Here is a 16,770-nt window from a genome sequence, read left to right as displayed (position 1 = left end):
CGGTGACCGCTCCTACATGGGGCCTGTGTGGGAGCGGTCTCTGACCGCGAAAAAAGCCCCATCGCGGTCGGAGACCGCTCCTACATGGGGTCTTTGTGGGAGCGGTCTCTGACCGCGAAATAAGCCCCATCGCGGTCGGTGACCGCTCCTGCAAAAACAGCGGTAATGGTTTTGCCCCATCGCGGTCGGTGACCGCTCCTACAAAGACAGCGGTAATGGTTTTGCCCATCGCGGTCGGTGACGCTCCTACAAAAAGGGGCATCGCCCGCAGGGTCTCTTGTCGGAGATTCAGCGCGTCAGCCAGCGGCGGGCTGCAAAGCTCAGGGCATCCACACAGGCCACCATGAGCAGCATCGCGCCCAAAATCGTGGCGGTCTTGTTCATCTGGAACAGGCCCAAGTGGAAAGACAGCATTTGGCCCAAGCCCCCCGCGCCCACCACGCCCAGCACAGCGGCGGCGCGGATGTTGTTTTCCCAGCGGTAAAGCGTGTAGCTCATGAGTTGCGGCAGCACCTGGGGCAAGGTGGCGTAAAAAAACACGCGCAGCGGCCCCACACCTTGGGTGCGCAAGGCGTCGCCCGGCCCGGTGGGCAGGTTTTCCATGGCCTCGGCAAACAAGCGGCCCAGCACGCCGCTGGTGTGCAGCGCCAGCGCCAAAGTGCCCGCCATGGGCCCGAGGCCCGCCGAGATCAAGAGCAGCGCGGCCCACACCAGTTCAGGGATGGCGCGCAGGGCATTGAGCAACCAGCGCGTGGGGCTGCGCAGCCAAGCCGGGTCTTGGGCGGACATGCGGCTGGCGGGCACGGCCAGCGCCAAGCCGAGCGCAGCCGCCATCACGGTGCCCAATGCCGACATGGCCAGGGTTTCCCACGCGGCCCAGACTACTTTGTCGAGAAACACGGGCGACAGGTCGGGCGGGAAAAATTCGGCGACAAAACGGCCCATGCTGCGCGCAGCGTCCATGGACGCGAAGGACGCCCAGTCCAGATCCAGCGACACAAAACTGGCCACCACCAAGACCAACAAAGCCAAGGTGAACCAACACGCTTTGCAGCGGGCGTCAAACAAAGGGGGTGGCAACTTGTAAGGCAAGTTGGCAGCTTCGCGGTGGGAATGCCTCATGCCAGCGCCTTGCGCAGCCAAGCGCTGACCCGGTCGGCCAAGGCCACCAGCGCGATGAACACCAAAAGCAAAGTCGCCACCTCGCCGCCGTTGAACATCTTCATCGAGTTGTCCAGCTGCTGGCCCAAGCCGCCCGCACCCACAAAGCCGAGCACCACCGAGGAGCGGATGGCGCATTCCCAGCGGTACACCGTGTAAGAGGCGAGTTCGGCCGCGTGGCTGGGCAGCAAGCCGTACACAAAGGCCTGCAGGCGACCACTGCCATTGCGCATCAGGGTCTGGGTGGCGTGGCTTTCGCCGCTTTCCAGTATTTCGGCGTACACCTTGCCCAGCATGCCGCCATAGGTCAGGGCAATGGCCAGCACGCCCGCCGTGGGGCCCAAGCCCACCACACGCACAAACACCAGCGCCCACACCAGCTCAGGCACGCTGCGCAGCACGATCAAGCTGGCCCGCACGCACCAACGCAGCACAGCGGGCCAGCGGTCCATGCGGCCCGACAAGGCCGAGAGCGACAGCACGCGGGTGGCCAACAAGCTCAAAGGCACGGCCAGCACCAGCGCCAGCGTCACGCCCGCCGTGGCCATGGCCACGGTGCGCCAGGTCTCGCGCAGCACCATGTCCATGAATTCGGCGTGGTGCACCAGCGGCCAAAAGCTGGCCACAAAGTCGGCGGTGACCTTGCGGTTATCGGGCTCCCACAGCACCCAGGGGCGGAACTCGGTGGCCACGGCCAGCGGCCACAGCAGCACCAGCGCCAGGCTCAGCCAAAACACCCGAGACAAAAACGCCGGGTCTCGCGCAGGCGCAGCCGGGCGCGAGCGGGCCGGTGGCAAGCCTGGCGGCCGCGCATCGGGCATGCGGGAAACGGTGGCAGACATGTGGTGTGCTTGCGTGCGTGCTTGCGTTAAGGGCCAGGGGTCAGGGGTCGGGGGTCAGGGCGCAGACCGCGTCAGCGGCAATGCATCACGGCCGGCGCGGGCGCTGCCGGGGCTGGCTCGTCCACCCGCATCGGCGATTCGCCGCGCAGCTCGTGTTCGTGCTGGTCATAAAGGTGGGCCAGGTGCTCGCGGCTGACTTGGGCAGACGGCAAGTCAAACACCTGCTGCCCGTCGCGCAAACCCACGATGCGCGGGAAATGCGCCAAGGCCATGTCCACCTGGTGCAAGGTGGCCACCAGCGTGACTTGGCGTTCGGCGGCCAGGCCCACCAAGGCCGTCATGGCCATGCGCGCGCGCATCGGGTCGAGCGCCGACAGCGGCTCGTCGATCAGCCACAGGCTGGCCGGGGCCAGCAGGGCGCGGGCCAGGCCCACACGTTGGCGCTCACCGCCCGACAAGCGGTCGACCCGTTCGAACAATTTGTCAGCCAAATCAAAGTGCACCAGCGCTTGGTAGGCCGCCGGGATGTCGCTGGGGTAAAACAGCGAGCGCAAGCTGGCCCACAGGCCCATGGCGGGCAAACGACCGGCCAGCACCGAGGTCACCACCCGTTGGCGCGGCGGCAAGGGCGGCACCTGAGGGGCCAAAAACAACTGGCCGCGCAAACCGCGCAAGGCGCCCGGTGATTGCGTCCAGGGGTTCACGCCCGACAACAACAAAGTGCCCTGGGTGGGCGGCTGCGCGCAGGCCAGCACCTGCAGCAAGGTCGTCTTACCCGCGCCCGAGGGGCCGATGATGGCCACCTGTTCGCCTGCGGCCAGGCGCAAGTTCAGCGCGCGCAAAGCCGCTGGCGCGCCAGGCAGCGCAGACGGGTGCCGGGCTTCAACAGCCTGCAGGTCGATGATCATGTGCAGGGGCGTTATCGGTTCAGAGCAAGCCCAGATTGCGCGCGGCGGCTTCCAGCTCTTTGTAGTTTTCTGGCTTGGTTTCGATGTAGCGCGTGGCCCGGTTCAGGCGCAGGATTTCAGCGTGTTCAGGGTTGGCCGGGTTCAAACCCAACAAGGCCGCCTTGATCTTGTTTTGCAGCACCACAGGCATGTCGGCGTGGACCGACCAGTTGTAGTTGAAGAAGGTGGGCGTGGTGAAAAACACATTCACGGCCTGTGTGTCCACCTTGTTTTCTGCGACAAACTTTTTCCACACCGTGATGTCCAGCGCGGCCGCATCGACCTTGCCACTGACCACCGAGGCGATGGTGGCGTCGTGCGCGCCGCTGTAAGCGATGCGTTTGAAGTCTTTTTCAGGGTTGATCCCCGCTTGCACCAGCACGCCGCGTGGCATCGCGTGCCCAGAAGTGCTGCTGGCAGAGCCAAAAGAGACTTGTTTGCCCTTCATGTCGGCCAGCGTCTTGATGCCTGAATCGGTTTTGGCGATGAACACCGACTGAAAGCGCGTGTCCTCTTCGCGCTGCGCCAAGGGCACGACTTTGTCCCCCGAGCGGAGTTTGGCCTGAACATAGGTGAAGCCGCCAAACCAGACCAGATCGACTTTTTTGTTGACCAAAGACTCCACCGCAGCGGGGTAATCGGTCACCGGTGTGAACACCACCTTCATGCCCAGCTGCTTTTCCAGGTAGTCGGCCAAGGGCGTGAACTTGCGCACCTGCTCGGTGGCAGCTTCTTCGGGGATGGTGGTCACGCGCAGCGTGGTTTGGGCCTGAGCGGTTGAGGCGAATGTGGCCGCCAAGGCCAACAAAGCCGAACAGGCTGCGGACTGGAAGGGGGTGAAAAAAGAAGAATACATGCGGGCGTTGTCAAAATTGTCAAAAACAAACAACCGCGATTACAACCCGAATCCGTGACTGCAGCACAGAAGCCTCTGAAAGAACCTTGGCCGATGGGTCGGCCAGGCGAACCCAGGATCTTGATGGGTCAGTGCCCAGAAACGACGGTCTCTGCCCTAATATGCCGACATGACCACACCCCAATTCACCCAGCTGTACCAGCACAACGCCGCCGCCGTGGCGCAAGAGCTCTTGCACGGCCTGAGCGCGCCGCAGGCCTATACCTCGCCCAAATACCTCTACGACGCGCTGGGCTCGCGCCTGTTTGAGGCCATCACCGAACTGCCCGAATACGATTTGACGCGCACCGAAGCCCAGTTGATGCGCCTGCACACCCCTGACATGGCCGAGCACTTGCCCGCCGGTGCCTGCTGGGTCGACCTGGGTGCAGGCAACTGCGAAAAAGCCGGACGGCTGCTGGGCCCCATGCAGGCCGCGCGTTATGTGGCGGTGGACATTTCGGTGGACTTTGTGCGCCAAGCCCTGGGCAACTTGCAACACCAACACCCGGGGCTGCCCATGGCGGGCTTGGGCACCGACTTTTCGGCTGGCCTTGACTTGCCGGATGCGCTGGCACTGGACCCCGCTCAGCCACGTGTGCTGTTTTACCCGGGCTCGAGCATCGGCAATTTCACGCCCGAGCAGGCCTTGGGCTTTTTGCAAAGCCTGCACCGCGCATGCGGCACGGCGGCGGGCAGCGGTTTGCTGATCGGGGTGGACTTGCTGAAAGACCCGGCTGAATTGGCCGCCGCCTACGACGATGCCCTGGGCGTCACCGCCGCTTTTGATTTGAACTTGCTGCTGCACATCAACCGCTTGGTGGGCAGCGACTTTGCGGTGCGCGACTGGCAACACTTGTCGCGCTTCAATGCGGCGCAGTCGCGCGTCGAAATGCACCTGAAGGCACGCCATGCGCTGCGTGTGCGCTGGCCCGGCGGCGAGCGTGCGTTTGCAGCCGGTGAGACCATCCACACCGAAAACGCGTACAAATGGCAAGTGCCCAGTTTTGCCGCCCTGCTGCAGGCATCGGGCTTTTCCAGCACCCAGGTCTGGACCGATGCGGCCCAGCGTTTTGCGGTCTTTTGGGCGCAGTCTTGAGCTTGTCGCCCACATGATTGGCCCGCCTGACTTGGCCTGCTCATAATGAATTCAACTCAGCGCTTGTGCTGTGCCCTAATGAAATGAACAGGAGACCTGCATGTTGAACGATCTGAAAGACAAAGTGGTATTGATCACCGGCTCCAGCACCGGCATTGGTGCCGCTGCTGCGGTGGCCTTTGGCCAATTGGGCGCGCGTGTGGCGGTGCACTACAACAGCAGCCAAGGGCCTGCACAAGAAGTGCTCAAGGCGGTGCAGGCCACCGGGGCTCAAGCCGTTTTGCTGCAAGGCGATGTGATGGACTCGGCACAATGCCAGCGTTTGGTGCAAGACACCGTGAAAGCCTTTGGGCGCATCGACATTTTGATCAACAACGCGGGCGCTTTGGTACAGCGGGTGCCGATCGAGGACATCACCGATGAACTGTTTGACAACGTGGTCTACCTGAACGTGCGCTCGGCCATGGTGTGCACCGCCGCCGCTGTGGCCGCCATGCGCCAGCAAGGTGGCGGGGGCAACATCATCAACGTCACCTCGGTGGCGGCACGCCACGGCGGTGGGGCCGGTGCCTCGCTGTACGCAGGCTCCAAGGGCTTTGTCTCGACCATGACGCGGGGCCTGGCCAAAGAGTTGGTGAAAGACAAAATCCGTGTCAACGCGGTGGCCCCCGGCGTCATCACCACGCCTTTCCACGAGCGTTTTTCAACACCGCAAATGCTGGAAGGCTTCAAAGCCACCATCCCCATGAACCGCTTGGGCACCGCTGAGGAATGTGCAGGCGCTTTTGTCTACCTGGCGTCGGAGCAAATGTCGGGCTATGTGACGGGCCAAATCATCGAAGTCAACGGCGGGCAGTACATGCCCTGATGCGTCTTCTGATGGCCCCTCAAGCACTGGGCCTTAAGGCCCAGTGTGACGCTCGCAGGCTGCGGCTCATGCCCTGAGGCTCACACCCCCAAGGGATTGAGCACGGTCACGCGCCACAAGGTGCGTGGCCGGGTCAGGTCGATCAAGGGTGCGCTGTGCAGCAGCAAGGCGTTGTCCCAGACGATGACATCGCCGTTTTCATAATTGTTGGTATAGCAATAGGCCTCTTGGGTGGCGTGCGCCGCCAGTTCACGCAACAAGTCCAGGGCCTCCTCATCGGGCATGCCTTCAATGCCAAACGAGCTGCCACTGACCGCATAAAGTGCGGGCTGGCCCGTGAACGGGTGCGGCTTGACCAAGGGGTGACGCACCCAGTTGACGCGTTGGGCTTGCTCGGCATTGAGCACAGAGGCAGCGCTGCGGGACTGTTGGTTCAGGTCGTCGCGGTTGCCGTAGTGGTGCTTGACCACCAGCCCCTCGATTTTCTGTTTCATGCTGGGCGGCAAATCGGCATAGGCCTTGGCCTGGTTGGCAAAGGTGGTGCCATTGGGCGCGGGCGGCACGTCTTGGGCGTGCAAGATGGTGCAACGCGCCACGTCGTCCAGATAAGAATAATCGGTATGAAAATAAGTGCCGGCATCCACCAGCCCCGTGGCTCGGCCGTCCTTGAACACGTTCGAGAGGATCAGGATGTTGGCATCTTCTGGATGGTGAAAAGTGTCAATGACATGCGGCGACGGCCTGCCCCACTGCCGCGCAAAGGCCACCATTTGGGCCGGTGTGAGCGACTGGTTTTTCAGCACGATGAAGCCGTGCCGGTGCAGCGCGTTGGCCAACAGGGTGTGATCGTCCGGTGACAAAGGCTGCGACAGGTCTGGCCCCTCCACGCGCGCGCCCAACACAGGACTCAAAGGCAAGACTTGGGAAGTGGTCATGTTCCGGCCCTAATTGATCATTTCTGGTGAAAAGATGCGCGGCAAGTACAAAGCGATTTCTGGAAAAACAATCACCGCCAACAACACCAACAACATGGGCGCCACCATGATCATGGTGTCCTTGATCGCGTACCGCAAGGGCACTTTGGCCACAGCACAACAGATCATCAAACACATGCCATACGGCGGTGTGACCAAGCCAAAGGCCAAGGCCAAGATGCCCACAATCGCAAAGTGCACCGGGTGCATGCCCACCGACTCGGCCAAGGGCTGCAAGGTGGTGCCGACGATGATGATGGCCGGGATCGCGTCTAGAAAACAACCCACAATCAAGAAAGCTGCCGCAATGAACAGGCCCACGCCAATCACGTCAAGGCCCCAGGTTTGCACATTGGCCAACAAGGCTTTGGGGATTTGGTAATAGGCCAACAACCAGCCAAAAACAGACGCTGTGCCCACACAAAACAAGGCCACTGCCGACAGTTTGCCGGTGTCCAGCACCGCAGCCATGAACTGTTTGAAACCCATTTCACGGTAAAAGAACAAAGACAATGCGGCGGCATACAAAACCGCGGCAGCGGCCGACTCGGTGGCCGTGAACCAGCCCAGCAAAATGCCGCCCACAATGATCACGGGGGTCAACATGGCCGGTATGGCCACACCGGCGGACTTGACGATTTCAAGAAGGTCTGCACGCGGGTAAACCGGGTAGTTGCGCTTGACCGCATAAGCGTGGACGGTGGCCATTTGTGCCAAGCACAACAACACGCCCGGCACAATGCCCGCCAGGTACATGGCGCCAATTGAAGTGGAGATCACCCCGCCCCACACCACCATCAAAATGGACGGCGGAATGATGACAGCCAACACCGCCGAGACGGCCGTGACCGCAATCGAAAAGGACAAGTCGTAACCTTCTTTGACCTGGGCCTCGATGAACAATTTGCCCTGGCCTGCGGCATCGGCACTGGCCGAGCCCGAAATGCCCGCAAAAAACACCGACAACAACACGTTGACCTGCGCCAAGCCACCGGGAAAATGACCGACCAAGGCTCTGGACAGCCGCATGATCCGGCTGGTGATGCCACCGCCGTTCATCAGGTTGGCGGTCAGCAAGAAAAAGGGCACGGCCAACAAAATGAAAGAGTTGTAGGTCTTGAAAGTTTCGTTGAACAAGACCATGGGCGAGAGCCGGGGCTCAAACAAAAGAACCGGCAGCGACGCCAAGCCCAAGGCAAAGGCCACCGGCACCCGAATGGCCAAAAGAAAGAAAAAGCCGCCAAACAGCACCAAGGCGGCTATTCCGGGCGAAAACAAAACCGAGCTCACAAAAACGACTCCTGGTTCACGCGCTCACCTTCGACGGGTGGGTTGAACATTTGGTGCAACAAAAAAACCATCCACAGAAAACCCGAAATGGGCCAGGCAATGAAAATCCACCACATGGGCATCTCGGCCAACTCAGAGGTTTGGTTCCAGCCAAATTGGGTGAACTCAATGCCCCAGTAAAAAATCACGGCCGAAAAAATCAGCATGAAAAATTGGCAGACAAACAACAAGCGTCGGTTGAGCTTGTCAGACAGTGGCGGCAAAAAGTCCACATCAAAGTGCATCTTTTCACGCACCCCCAGCGTGGCCCCCAGCATGATCAACCAGACGAAAAAAAACCGGCTCATCTCTTCGGTCCACATGTAGCGCGGTATCAAATCGGTGTACCGCGAAAAAATCTGCAGACTCACCGGCACCAACAAAAGCAGCACCATGAAGATCAAAAGAAATGACAGCAATCCGTCGATGATGAACAACAGTTTTTTCATACGCAATGTCGTGCAAGGCAAAAGCAAAGCGGTGGCTAGTGGGCCACCGCTTTGAGGGGGATCACTTCAAGCTGTTGATCTTGGCGTAAATGGCATCTGCTCCGACCTCTTTGGCATAGGCGACCATGACCGGATCGACCAGCTTTTGCATTTCGGCACGCTGGCTGAAAGGCACTTGCTTGAGCTTGCCTTCTTTGGCGTACTTGTCGAGCTTGGCCTGGTCTTCGGACGATTCAATTTGACGTCCGTAGGCGCCTGCTTCTTTGCCCGCTTTGATGATCGCTGCTTGCAAGTCAGCAGGCAACTTCTTCAGGGTCTTGACCGAGAAGCACAGGGGGCGGATCGTGATGGCGTGGCGGGTCATCAAAATGTTGGGGGCCACTTCAAAGAACTTCATGGCTTCGACGCCTGCCGCTTCGTTTTCACCGGCATTGATCACCCCGTTTTGAATGGCGTTGTAGACCTCGTTGTAGGCGATCACAGTGGGCGCCATGCCCACAGCGCCAAAGGTGCGGCTCCAAATGGGCGCACCTTGCACGCGCACTTTGAGGTTTTTCAAGTCGGCCAAGTTGCCCGCCGTCTTGTTGGAGAAGATATTGCGCACACCACCGCCGGCATAGCCGATCAGCTTGACTTCGGCTTTTTGCTCCACCTCATCGGCGATGGGCTTGAGCACGTCTTGGTCCAGCACCTTGTTCCAATGGTTCAAGTCGCTGAACAAAAAGGGCGCATCGATGAAGGGCGCGGCTTTGGAAAAGGTGGACATGTGGGCGGGCGAGACAATGGCGTAGTCCACCGCTTTGCCTTGGTTCATGTAGGCGAAGTAATCTTTCTCCAAGCCCAGTTCGCTGTTTTTGTGCAGCACGAAATTGACCGGCTTGCCGTAATACTTTTTGACCAACTCTTCAAATTTCACCATGGACTTGGTGAAGGCATGGTCATCGCCAAATTGCGACGCGCCGTGCAATGTGATGGGCGCTTGCTGGGCGTACGCGCTAAAAGCAAGTACCGACGAAAGAACGGCACCGATCAAAGGTTTTAAAAGCTTCATGTTTATGTCTCCAGTAGTGAGGTGAACAACAAACAGCTTGCGTTGTTGTGTTTTGACTTTAGGACAAACCCCATGGAATATGCTTGGGGTAAACCATGGCTATCAGGTGAAGTTGTCGCCTATGCGTCCAGCGGCACTGGGCACCGTCATCACTAAAGTGATAACTTGAACTTCACTGGCTCGCAAGGCGCGAGTTTGTCCTGTGCGCCTCTTTGCTAACGCATGAAGGCATCCTGAGTTTTTGATTCATCACACGAAAGATCCACATGCAACACATCGGTTTTATTGGCGCATCGGGCCTGATGGGCCACGGCATCGCGAAGAATTTATTGGCCAAAGGTTTTCAAGTTTCTCTGACTGCACACGCTCGGCGCGAGCCCTTGCAAGACCTGTTGGCGCAAGGTGCCAAACTGGTGCCAAGCCACGCCGATCTGAGTGGCTGTGATGCGGTCATCATTTGCGTCACCGGCTCACCGCAAGTGGAGGCCGCACTGGAAGGCCCCCAAGGCTTGCTCAGCCAAGCCCGTGCAGGTTTGGTGGTGGTCGATGCCTCCACCAGCGAGCCCGAGTCCACACGCCGCTTGGCCGCACGCTGCGCGGCCTTAGGCATGACCCTGGTCGATGCGCCGCTGGCCCGCTCACCCGTTGAGGCCGAAGCGGGCAAACTCAACACCATGGTGGGCGCATCGCCCGAAGTCTTTGCGAAGTTGGAGCCTGTGTTCAAGGCGTATTGCGAAAACATTTTTCATGTCGGCGACATGGGCTCAGCCCACGTGATCAAGCTGTTGAACAATTTTCTCGGTCAAGCCATCACCACCGCCACAGCCGAGGCTTTTGCCGTGGGCGCCAAGGCGGGCATCGATGTGTCCCAGCTGGTGCGCGTGGTTTCGGCTGGCGCGGTCAATTCTGGTTTGTTTCAGGCCATGGCCAAAACACTGGACGGTGACTACGGCGGCCTGAAATTTGAGTTGAACAACGCCTCCAAAGATTTGCGCTACTACGTGCATTTGACGGAAAGCGTGAAAGCCCCGGCAGCGGTGGGCACCAGCGTGCACCAAAGCCTGGTGACGGCTTGCGCATTGGGCTTCGGCGCCGAGCTGGTGCCCTCGCTGGTGAAAGCGCAAGCGCAGATCAACCAGGTTCAGATTGGCAAGGGTGCTTAAAGCCATGCCCATGGAGCTGCCCCCACGCATCGGCATGGCCTTGGTGGGCCTGGGTGCGGGTGCCGCACCGCACCTGCGCAGCTTGCAAGACCTGGCAGACCAAATTGATCTGCGCTTTGCCGTAACACGCCAACCGCACCCCGATCGCCTGCGGCCCTACACCGGCTCTGTGCAGCTGGTTGACACGCTCGAGCCGGCCTTGCAAGACCCCTTGGTGCAAGCCGTGATCGTGGCCACGCCACCATCGACCCACCTGGAGATTTGCCAACGCTGTTGGGCTGCGGGCAAACATGTGTTGCTGGAAAAGCCGCTGGAACTCGACTTTCAGCGCTCGGCCCAACTGGTGGCCATGGCCGAGGCCTCTGGCTTGCAGCTGGGCGTGGTGTTGCAACACCGCTTTCGCCAGGCGGCGGTGGTCTTGCAGCAAGTGCTGAGCGAGGGGCGGCTGGGCGAAATGCAGGCGGCCTCGGTGCGCATCCCATGGTGGCGCGATCAAGCGTATTACGACACCCCGGGCCGGGGCACAAAAGCGCGCGATGGTGGCGGTGTGTTGTTGACCCAGGCCATCCACACCCTGAACCTTTTTCAGGCTTTGGTGGGCGTGCAGTCGGTCAAGGCGGCCAGCGTCACCCAAACCCGCTTGCACCAAATGGAAACCGAAGACCATGTGCAGGCGCTGCTGGTCTTGGGCAATGGCGCACCCGGCGATTTGATGGCCAGCACCGCCTTTTATCCGGGTTACCCAGAAAGCATCGAGGTGATTGGCACGCTGGGCAGCGCACGCCTGACGGGTGCCAGCTTGGTGGTGAACTTTTTACACGGCCCGCCCCTGAGCGTGGTGGATGAGGGGGGCACGGGCAGCGGCGCGAACATGATGGACTTTTCACACCAAGCGCACCAAGACGTGTTGGCCGACTTCATCGGTGCCATCCGAGAGCAAAGACCGCCCCGCGTGACCGGGGCCGACGCACTCAAGACACATGCCCTGATCGATGAACTCTTGCGCAAGGGCGTTGAGCGTTGAGGGCTCGGGTTTTGCGTTGTGCGTTGTGCGTTGTGCGTTGTGCGTTCTGCGATTTACAAGGGCGCACGCTCAACTCTTAACGCTCAACTCTTAACGCTCAACTCTTAACGCTCAACTCTTAACGCTCAACCCTCAACGCCAAACGCTCAACGCTCAACGCTCAACCCTCAACGCCAAACCCTCAACCCTCAACACCCAACACTGAACCTGCTTGCCGCATCACAGGGCCACCGAACGAAAGCCCGCAAAAATGTCACGCCGCTCAGGCACAAAGAAGTTGCGGTAACGCACATCTGCCACATGCCCCGAGGTGGCAGCGCAGGCCCCGCGCAGCACGCGGTGGCTGTGCCACCAAGGCGCAGAGTAGTCGCGGTAGGGGTGCGGCTCAAAGCCGGGGAAGGGCGCAAAGTCGCTGGCGGTCCACTCCCACACTTGGCCCCACACAAAGCCCGGCTGCTGCGCCGCGCATTCCCATTCGGCTTCGCTGGGCAGCCGCCTGCCCGCCCACTGGCACCATGCTTGGGCGTCATGGGCGTTCAGGTGCACGGCCGGGGCCTGCAGGTCCAGCGCCTGCCACTGCCCAAAACGCTGCGCCTGCCAAACCCCTTGCGCTTGGCGCACATGGGGCGCCAGGGTGTGGCCGGTGGCCTGCACAAAAGGCAGGTAACGCGCCCAAGTGACGGCCTGTGCGTCGATGCTGAAGGCGGCCAGCGACACGCCTTGGGCTTGGCATTCGTTGTCAAAAGCAAAGCCGGGGCCCTCGTGGCCCAGGCGGTGGACTTGCGCTGGAACCCGCAGCGGCCCTTTTGGGCTTGGCAGCTGCGCCGCTGCACCGCCACGCTCACACAGGGCCTGCGGCAAAGCCAAACCCAGAGCCTGTGCCATGTAAACCGAGGCTTCGTTGTGCATGTCTTCGTGCTGCACAACCAGTCGCCAAAAGTACAAGGCCTGGTCACTGTCGGCGTGTTCGGTCTGCGCCAGCGCAGCCAAATGCGTCAAGCTGCGCTGCAATACCTGTTCCAAATAGGCCTGCGTTGCGGCCAGGTCGGGCAAGGCCAAGGCCCAGCGGCTGTCGTGCGCGATCTCGCTGGAGTTGTAGAGGGCATCGGCATCGGGCCGCACCGAAGCGTCAAAGTCCGAAGCGCTGCAGGCACTGCGGGTGCCCAACAGGCGCTGGCGGTTGCGCACCGTCCACCACTCCTGAAACCAAGCGATGTGGCCCCACTCCCACAGCGGCGGGTTCATGCCCGCCAGGGGGGGCACAGACAAATCGGGCAAGGCACTTTGCCAGGCCTGCAGTAAACCCAAAGTACGCGCGCGGGTGGCCTGCAGCGCCAGCGCCAAAGCCTGCGCACTGGCTGTGCGAATCGGGCTGTGCACCGGCCCCTCAAAGCCAACTGAAACTGCATCTTCGGGGGTCTGCCTTGCCCCCGCCGTGGTACTGCCATTCATGTATAAACCGCCCATGCAAAAACTTCGTGTCGTGATTGTCAGCCCTGCTTTGGCCGATGCCAACAATGGCAACTGGCAAACGGCCCGCCGCTGGCAACGCCTGTTGTCGGGGCATGAGGTTCGCATCGTACGGCAATGGCCTGATGCGCATGCGCAGCAAGACGATGTCATGCTGGCCCTGCACGCCCGCCGCTCGGCCGAATCGGTGCAAGCCTGGCACGCTGGGCACGGTCAGCGCGGCCTGGGCGTGGTGCTGACGGGCACCGACTTGTACCGCGACATCGCTCACGACCGGCTGGCCCAGCGCTCATTGGCTCTGGCACACACTTTGGTGGTGCTGCAAGGCCTGGGCCTGCAAAGCCTGCCCAGCGCGCACCAGGCCAAGGCCCGCGTGATTTTTCAATCGACCGGCACGCGCCAAACCTTGCCCAAAACCGCGCGCCATTTGCGCGTGCTGATGGTGGGGCATTTGCGCGAAGAAAAAGACCCGCTCACGCTGATGGCCGCAGCCCGCCTGTTGCCAGCAGACGCGGGCGTGCGGATCGACCACATTGGCGCGCCGCTCGAGCCAGCGCTGGGCTTGGCCGCTCAAGCCACACAAGCGCAATGCCCGCATTACCGCTGGCTGGGGGCTGTGCCCCACCGCCAGACACTTGAGCGCATCCAGCGCGCCCACCTGCTGGTGCACTGCAGCCGCATGGAAGGCGGCGCGCATGTGCTGATGGAGGCCGTGTGCAGCGGCACACCCGTGCTGGCTTCGCGCATTGACGGCAATGTCGGCCTGCTGGGCGAGGATTACGCGGGCTACTTCGAGCCCGGTGATGCCCCCGCGCTGGCCGCCAGTTTGTTGGCATGCCGCGTACCGGTCGATGGCGCTGCACTGGTGGCACACTTAGGGCATCAGTGCGCGCTGCGCGCACCTTTGTTTGAACCCCAGGCCGAACGCGCCGCCTTGCACCGCTGGGTGCAAGAACTCTGGACCCCTTGAGAATGCAATCTTCCAATCAGCCTGTGCTGCGTGACCTCGTGCTGGTGGGCGGCGGCCACAGCCACGTGGGCGTGCTGCGCATGTTCGCCATGAAGCCCGAGCCGGGCGTGCGCCTGACACTCATTTGCACCGACATCGACACGCCCTACTCGGGCATGCTTCCTGGCTACATTTCGGGCCATTACAGTTTTGACGAAGTCCACATCGACTTAGGCCGCCTGTGTGCCTTTGCAGGTGCGCGGATGTACCGCGCTGCGGCGATTGGCATCGACCGCAAAAACCAAACCGTCATCTGCCAAGACCGGCCACCCGTGCCCTACGACCTGTTGTCCATCAACATCGGATCGACACCGCAACTGCGCCATGTCGAGGGCGCGCAAAGCCTGGCTGTGCCCGTCAAGCCGATTGCGCAATTCAACCAACGCTGGCTCGCCCTGCTGGACAAAGCCCGCCAGTGGCCGCTCCACCGGGGCCGCATGACCATCGCCGTTGTCGGCGCGGGCGCAGGGGGGGTGGAGTTGGTGCTGTCCATGCAGTACCGATTGCGCCTCGAACTCAAAGCACTGGGGCGCAACCCCGAAGACCTGAAATTTGTGTTGCTGAGCTCGGGCGAAACCATCTTGCCGACCCACAACCCGCGCGTGCGCCAACGCTTTGCGCAAGTGCTGCAAGAGCGCAACGTGGTGGTGCACACACTCGCCGAGGTGGTGCAGGTCTCGCCCGGCTGTCTGCACACCCGCGATGGCCGCACCTTCGATGCCGATGAGACCATGTGGGTCACGCAAGCGGGGGGGCCTTCTTGGCTGCAAAGCACAGGCTTGGCACTGGACAAGCGCGGCTTCATATTGGTCCATCCGCAATTGCAAAGTCTGAACGACCCTCTGGTGTTTGCGGCGGGCGACATCGCCTCATTTGTCGAACGCCCCCTCGAAAAAGCGGGCGTGTTTGCCGTGCGCATGGCCAAACCATTGGCCGAGAATCTTCGCCGCAGTTTGCGCGGCCAGCCCTTGCTGGCCTATGACCCCCAACGCCAGTGGCTGGCCCTGATTTCGACCGGCAACCGCTTTGCCGTGGCCTCGCGCGGCTCCTTAGGCTTTGCCGGGGCTTGGGTCTGGCGCTGGAAAGACCGCATCGACCGTGCCTTCATGCAACGCTTCACCGAACTGCCGCTCATGCCGGGCGCGGGCAGCCCTGGCCAGCCGGAGTCCCACCTGCGCGAAAGCCTGCAAGCCATGGGCCAACTGATCAAAGACATTCAAGCCCACGGCAAGCCCCCCGCCTCGCGGTTGACACTGACGGCAGAGGAGTCCTTGCAAGCCATTTCGGCCATCGCCATGCGCTGCGGTGGGTGCGGGGCCAAGGTGGGTGCCAATGTGCTGTCGCGGGCTCTGGGCCAATTGCAACCGGTCGAGCGCGCAGACGTCTTGATTGGCCTGCATTCGCCAGACGACGCAGCCATCGTGCGCGTACCGCCCGGCATGGCTGTGGTGCAAACGGTGGACTTTTTTCGGGCCTTCATCGACGACCCTTATCTGTTTGGCAAAGTCGCGGCCAACCACGCCTTGGGTGATGTGTTTGCCATGGGTGCCGAGCCGCAAACCGCCACCGCCGTGGTCACCGTGCCGCCGGGCCTGGAGCGCAAGGTGGAGGACCTGCTGACCCAAATGATGGGCGGTGCCATCGAAGTGCTCAACGCCGCAGGCTGCGCCCTGGTGGGCGGGCACACGGGCGAGGGCGCTGAGTTGGCTTTGGGCTTTGCCATCAACGGCCTGATCGACGAGAAGCTGGACGGTGTCATGCGCAAAGGCGGCATGCAGCCGGGCGATGTGCTGCTGCTGACCAAGCCGATTGGCACCGGCACCTTGTTTGCCGCGCATGCACGCCACGCCGCCAAAGGGCGCTGGATCGATGCCGCGCTGCAGTCGATGGTGCTGTCCAACCAAACAGGAGCGCAAGTTTTGCGTGCATTCGGCGCCACCGCCTGCACCGACCTGACCGGCTTTGGCCTGCTGGGCCACTTGGTGGAGATGACACGGCCGTCCGGCGTGGATGCCGAACTGCAGTTGAGCATGCTGCCTTTGCTGAGCGGTGCGGTGGACTGCGTCAAAGCGGGCATCGTCAGCTCTTTGCAACCGGCCAATGTGCGCCTGCGCCGCGCCTTGCGCAACGCCGACGAGTTCGTGGGCGACCCGCGCTACCCTCTGCTGTTTGACCCACAAACCGCAGGCGGCCTGCTGGCCAGCGTGCCCGCAGCCCAAGCCAAGGCCTGCGTGCAGGCCCTCAAAGCGTCAGGCTACCCGCACACCGCCATCATTGGCCGCATCACCGCACAAGGCGAGGCCATCGAGCCGGTGCTGCTGAAAACCTGAGGCGATACGCTGGGCATGTCGATGCCCAGCGCCCATCGGCATAGGGGGCAGTCAACATGACTGCGCCCCTGCCACACCACCTAGCATGCGGGTCCGCACTAGGCGGTTCGTGAGGTTGAGGTTCATACCAGACGTGGTGCTCCAAGCTTATCAAAGTAT

15 protein-coding genes are annotated in these 16,770 nt (G+C 61.6%); 6 read left to right on the top strand and 9 right to left on the bottom strand.

Going from position 1 to position 16,770, the window contains the following annotated elements:
- Positions 1-288: 288 nt before the first annotated feature.
- The 4 genes from phnE to ACIQ39_RS12945 form a co-directional block, all read right to left on the bottom strand.
- A complete protein-coding gene (gene phnE, locus ACIQ39_RS12960; protein WP_396435018.1) occupies positions 289-1,122 on the bottom strand; it encodes a phosphonate ABC transporter, permease protein PhnE in 834 nt (277 codons plus the stop codon).
- Positions 1,119-1,982, bottom strand: coding sequence for a PhnE/PtxC family ABC transporter permease (locus ACIQ39_RS12955; protein WP_396435020.1), 864 nt, complete (start codon positions 1,980-1,982; stop codon positions 1,119-1,121). The genes phnE and ACIQ39_RS12955 overlap by 4 nt, the downstream gene beginning before the upstream one ends.
- A 92-nt stretch (positions 1,983-2,074) precedes the next feature.
- Positions 2,075-2,911 (bottom strand): phosphonate ABC transporter ATP-binding protein, encoded by an 837-nt coding sequence (locus ACIQ39_RS12950; protein WP_396435017.1) that lies wholly within the window; start codon positions 2,909-2,911, stop codon positions 2,075-2,077.
- Positions 2,912-2,930: 19 nt separating this feature from the next.
- A complete protein-coding gene (locus tag ACIQ39_RS12945) occupies positions 2,931-3,806 on the bottom strand; it encodes a putative selenate ABC transporter substrate-binding protein (RefSeq protein ID WP_396435016.1) in 876 nt (291 codons plus the stop codon).
- Positions 3,807-3,975: 169 nt separating this feature from the next.
- On the opposite strand from ACIQ39_RS12945, the gene egtD reads away from it, so the two are divergent.
- Positions 3,976-4,944 (top strand): L-histidine N(alpha)-methyltransferase, encoded by a 969-nt coding sequence (gene egtD / locus ACIQ39_RS12940; RefSeq protein ID WP_396435015.1) that lies wholly within the window; start codon positions 3,976-3,978, stop codon positions 4,942-4,944.
- 103 nt (positions 4,945-5,047) lie between these two features.
- Positions 5,048-5,812, top strand: coding sequence for an SDR family NAD(P)-dependent oxidoreductase (locus ACIQ39_RS12935; protein ID WP_396435019.1), 765 nt, complete (start codon positions 5,048-5,050; stop codon positions 5,810-5,812).
- 80 nt (positions 5,813-5,892) lie between these two features.
- Here the strand turns inward: ACIQ39_RS12935 and ACIQ39_RS12930 are convergent, their stop codons facing one another.
- From ACIQ39_RS12930 to ACIQ39_RS12915, 4 genes are all read right to left on the bottom strand, one after another.
- Positions 5,893-6,747 (bottom strand): TauD/TfdA dioxygenase family protein, encoded by an 855-nt coding sequence (locus ACIQ39_RS12930; protein WP_396435014.1) that lies wholly within the window; start codon positions 6,745-6,747, stop codon positions 5,893-5,895.
- Between the two features lie 9 nt (positions 6,748-6,756).
- Positions 6,757-8,076 carry a TRAP transporter large permease gene (locus ACIQ39_RS12925; protein ID WP_396435013.1) on the bottom strand — a complete coding sequence of 440 codons (1,320 nt, stop codon included), beginning with the start codon at positions 8,074-8,076 and terminating at the stop codon, positions 6,757-6,759.
- Entirely contained in the window at positions 8,073-8,564 is a 492-nt protein-coding gene (locus ACIQ39_RS12920; protein ID WP_396435012.1) for a TRAP transporter small permease, read from the bottom strand. The genes ACIQ39_RS12925 and ACIQ39_RS12920 overlap by 4 nt, the downstream gene beginning before the upstream one ends.
- 61 nt (positions 8,565-8,625) lie before the next feature.
- Complete coding sequence (locus ACIQ39_RS12915) at positions 8,626-9,615, bottom strand: TRAP transporter substrate-binding protein (protein WP_396435011.1); 990 nt, start codon at positions 9,613-9,615, stop codon at positions 8,626-8,628.
- 266 nt (positions 9,616-9,881) lie between these two features.
- On the opposite strand from ACIQ39_RS12915, the gene ACIQ39_RS12910 reads away from it, so the two are divergent.
- Together ACIQ39_RS12910 and ACIQ39_RS12905 are read left to right on the top strand one after the other, a co-directional pair.
- Complete coding sequence (locus ACIQ39_RS12910) at positions 9,882-10,778, top strand: NAD(P)-dependent oxidoreductase (protein WP_396435010.1); 897 nt, start codon at positions 9,882-9,884, stop codon at positions 10,776-10,778.
- A gap of 10 nt (positions 10,779-10,788) precedes the next feature.
- A complete protein-coding gene (locus tag ACIQ39_RS12905; protein ID WP_396435009.1) occupies positions 10,789-11,802 on the top strand; it encodes a Gfo/Idh/MocA family protein in 1,014 nt (337 codons plus the stop codon).
- Positions 11,803-12,021: 219 nt separating this feature from the next.
- Here the strand turns inward: ACIQ39_RS12905 and senA are convergent, their stop codons facing one another.
- Positions 12,022-13,254, bottom strand: coding sequence for a selenoneine synthase SenA (gene senA, locus ACIQ39_RS12900; protein ID WP_396435008.1), 1,233 nt, complete (start codon positions 13,252-13,254; stop codon positions 12,022-12,024).
- Between the two features lie 13 nt (positions 13,255-13,267).
- Between senA and senB the strand changes: the two genes are divergently transcribed.
- On the top strand, positions 13,268-14,242 hold the full coding sequence (senB, locus tag ACIQ39_RS12895; protein ID WP_396435007.1) for a selenoneine biosynthesis selenosugar synthase SenB: 975 nt from the start codon (positions 13,268-13,270) through the stop codon (positions 14,240-14,242).
- A 2-nt stretch (positions 14,243-14,244) separates the two neighbouring features.
- Positions 14,245-16,611 (top strand): selenide, water dikinase SelD, encoded by a 2,367-nt coding sequence (gene selD / locus ACIQ39_RS12890; protein ID WP_396435006.1) that lies wholly within the window; start codon positions 14,245-14,247, stop codon positions 16,609-16,611.
- Positions 16,612-16,770: the final 159 nt, after the last annotated feature.

Source organism: Limnohabitans sp., from assembly GCF_044361645.1.
GTDB lineage: Bacteria > Pseudomonadota > Gammaproteobacteria > Burkholderiales > Burkholderiaceae_C > Limnohabitans_A.
Note: the sequence above shows the minus strand (reverse complement) of the source record. Positions and strands in the feature narration are given on the sequence as shown.

What these genes read in the sequence shown, in the direction of transcription:
- senA (WP_396435008.1), bottom strand. Translation starts at nt 13,254, where the DNA reads ATGAATGGCAGTACCACGGCGGGGGCAAGGCAGACCCCCGAAGATGCA.
- ACIQ39_RS12920 (WP_396435012.1), bottom strand. Translation starts at nt 8,564, where the DNA reads ATGAAAAAACTGTTGTTCATCATCGACGGATTGCTGTCATTTCTTTTG.
- selD (WP_396435006.1), top strand. Translation starts at nt 14,245, where the DNA reads ATGCAATCTTCCAATCAGCCTGTGCTGCGTGACCTCGTGCTGGTGGGC.
- egtD (WP_396435015.1), top strand. Translation starts at nt 3,976, where the DNA reads ATGACCACACCCCAATTCACCCAGCTGTACCAGCACAACGCCGCCGCC.
- ACIQ39_RS12950 (WP_396435017.1), bottom strand. Translation starts at nt 2,911, where the DNA reads ATGATCATCGACCTGCAGGCTGTTGAAGCCCGGCACCCGTCTGCGCTG.
- senB (WP_396435007.1), top strand. Translation starts at nt 13,268, where the DNA reads ATGCAAAAACTTCGTGTCGTGATTGTCAGCCCTGCTTTGGCCGATGCC.
- ACIQ39_RS12930 (WP_396435014.1), bottom strand. Translation starts at nt 6,747, where the DNA reads ATGACCACTTCCCAAGTCTTGCCTTTGAGTCCTGTGTTGGGCGCGCGC.
- ACIQ39_RS12945 (WP_396435016.1), bottom strand. Translation starts at nt 3,806, where the DNA reads ATGTATTCTTCTTTTTTCACCCCCTTCCAGTCCGCAGCCTGTTCGGCT.
- ACIQ39_RS12955 (WP_396435020.1), bottom strand. Translation starts at nt 1,982, where the DNA reads ATGCCCGATGCGCGGCCGCCAGGCTTGCCACCGGCCCGCTCGCGCCCG.
- ACIQ39_RS12915 (WP_396435011.1), bottom strand. Translation starts at nt 9,615, where the DNA reads ATGAAGCTTTTAAAACCTTTGATCGGTGCCGTTCTTTCGTCGGTACTT.
- ACIQ39_RS12910 (WP_396435010.1), top strand. Translation starts at nt 9,882, where the DNA reads ATGCAACACATCGGTTTTATTGGCGCATCGGGCCTGATGGGCCACGGC.
- ACIQ39_RS12905 (WP_396435009.1), top strand. Translation starts at nt 10,789, where the DNA reads ATGGAGCTGCCCCCACGCATCGGCATGGCCTTGGTGGGCCTGGGTGCG.
- phnE (WP_396435018.1), bottom strand. Translation starts at nt 1,122, where the DNA reads ATGAGGCATTCCCACCGCGAAGCTGCCAACTTGCCTTACAAGTTGCCA.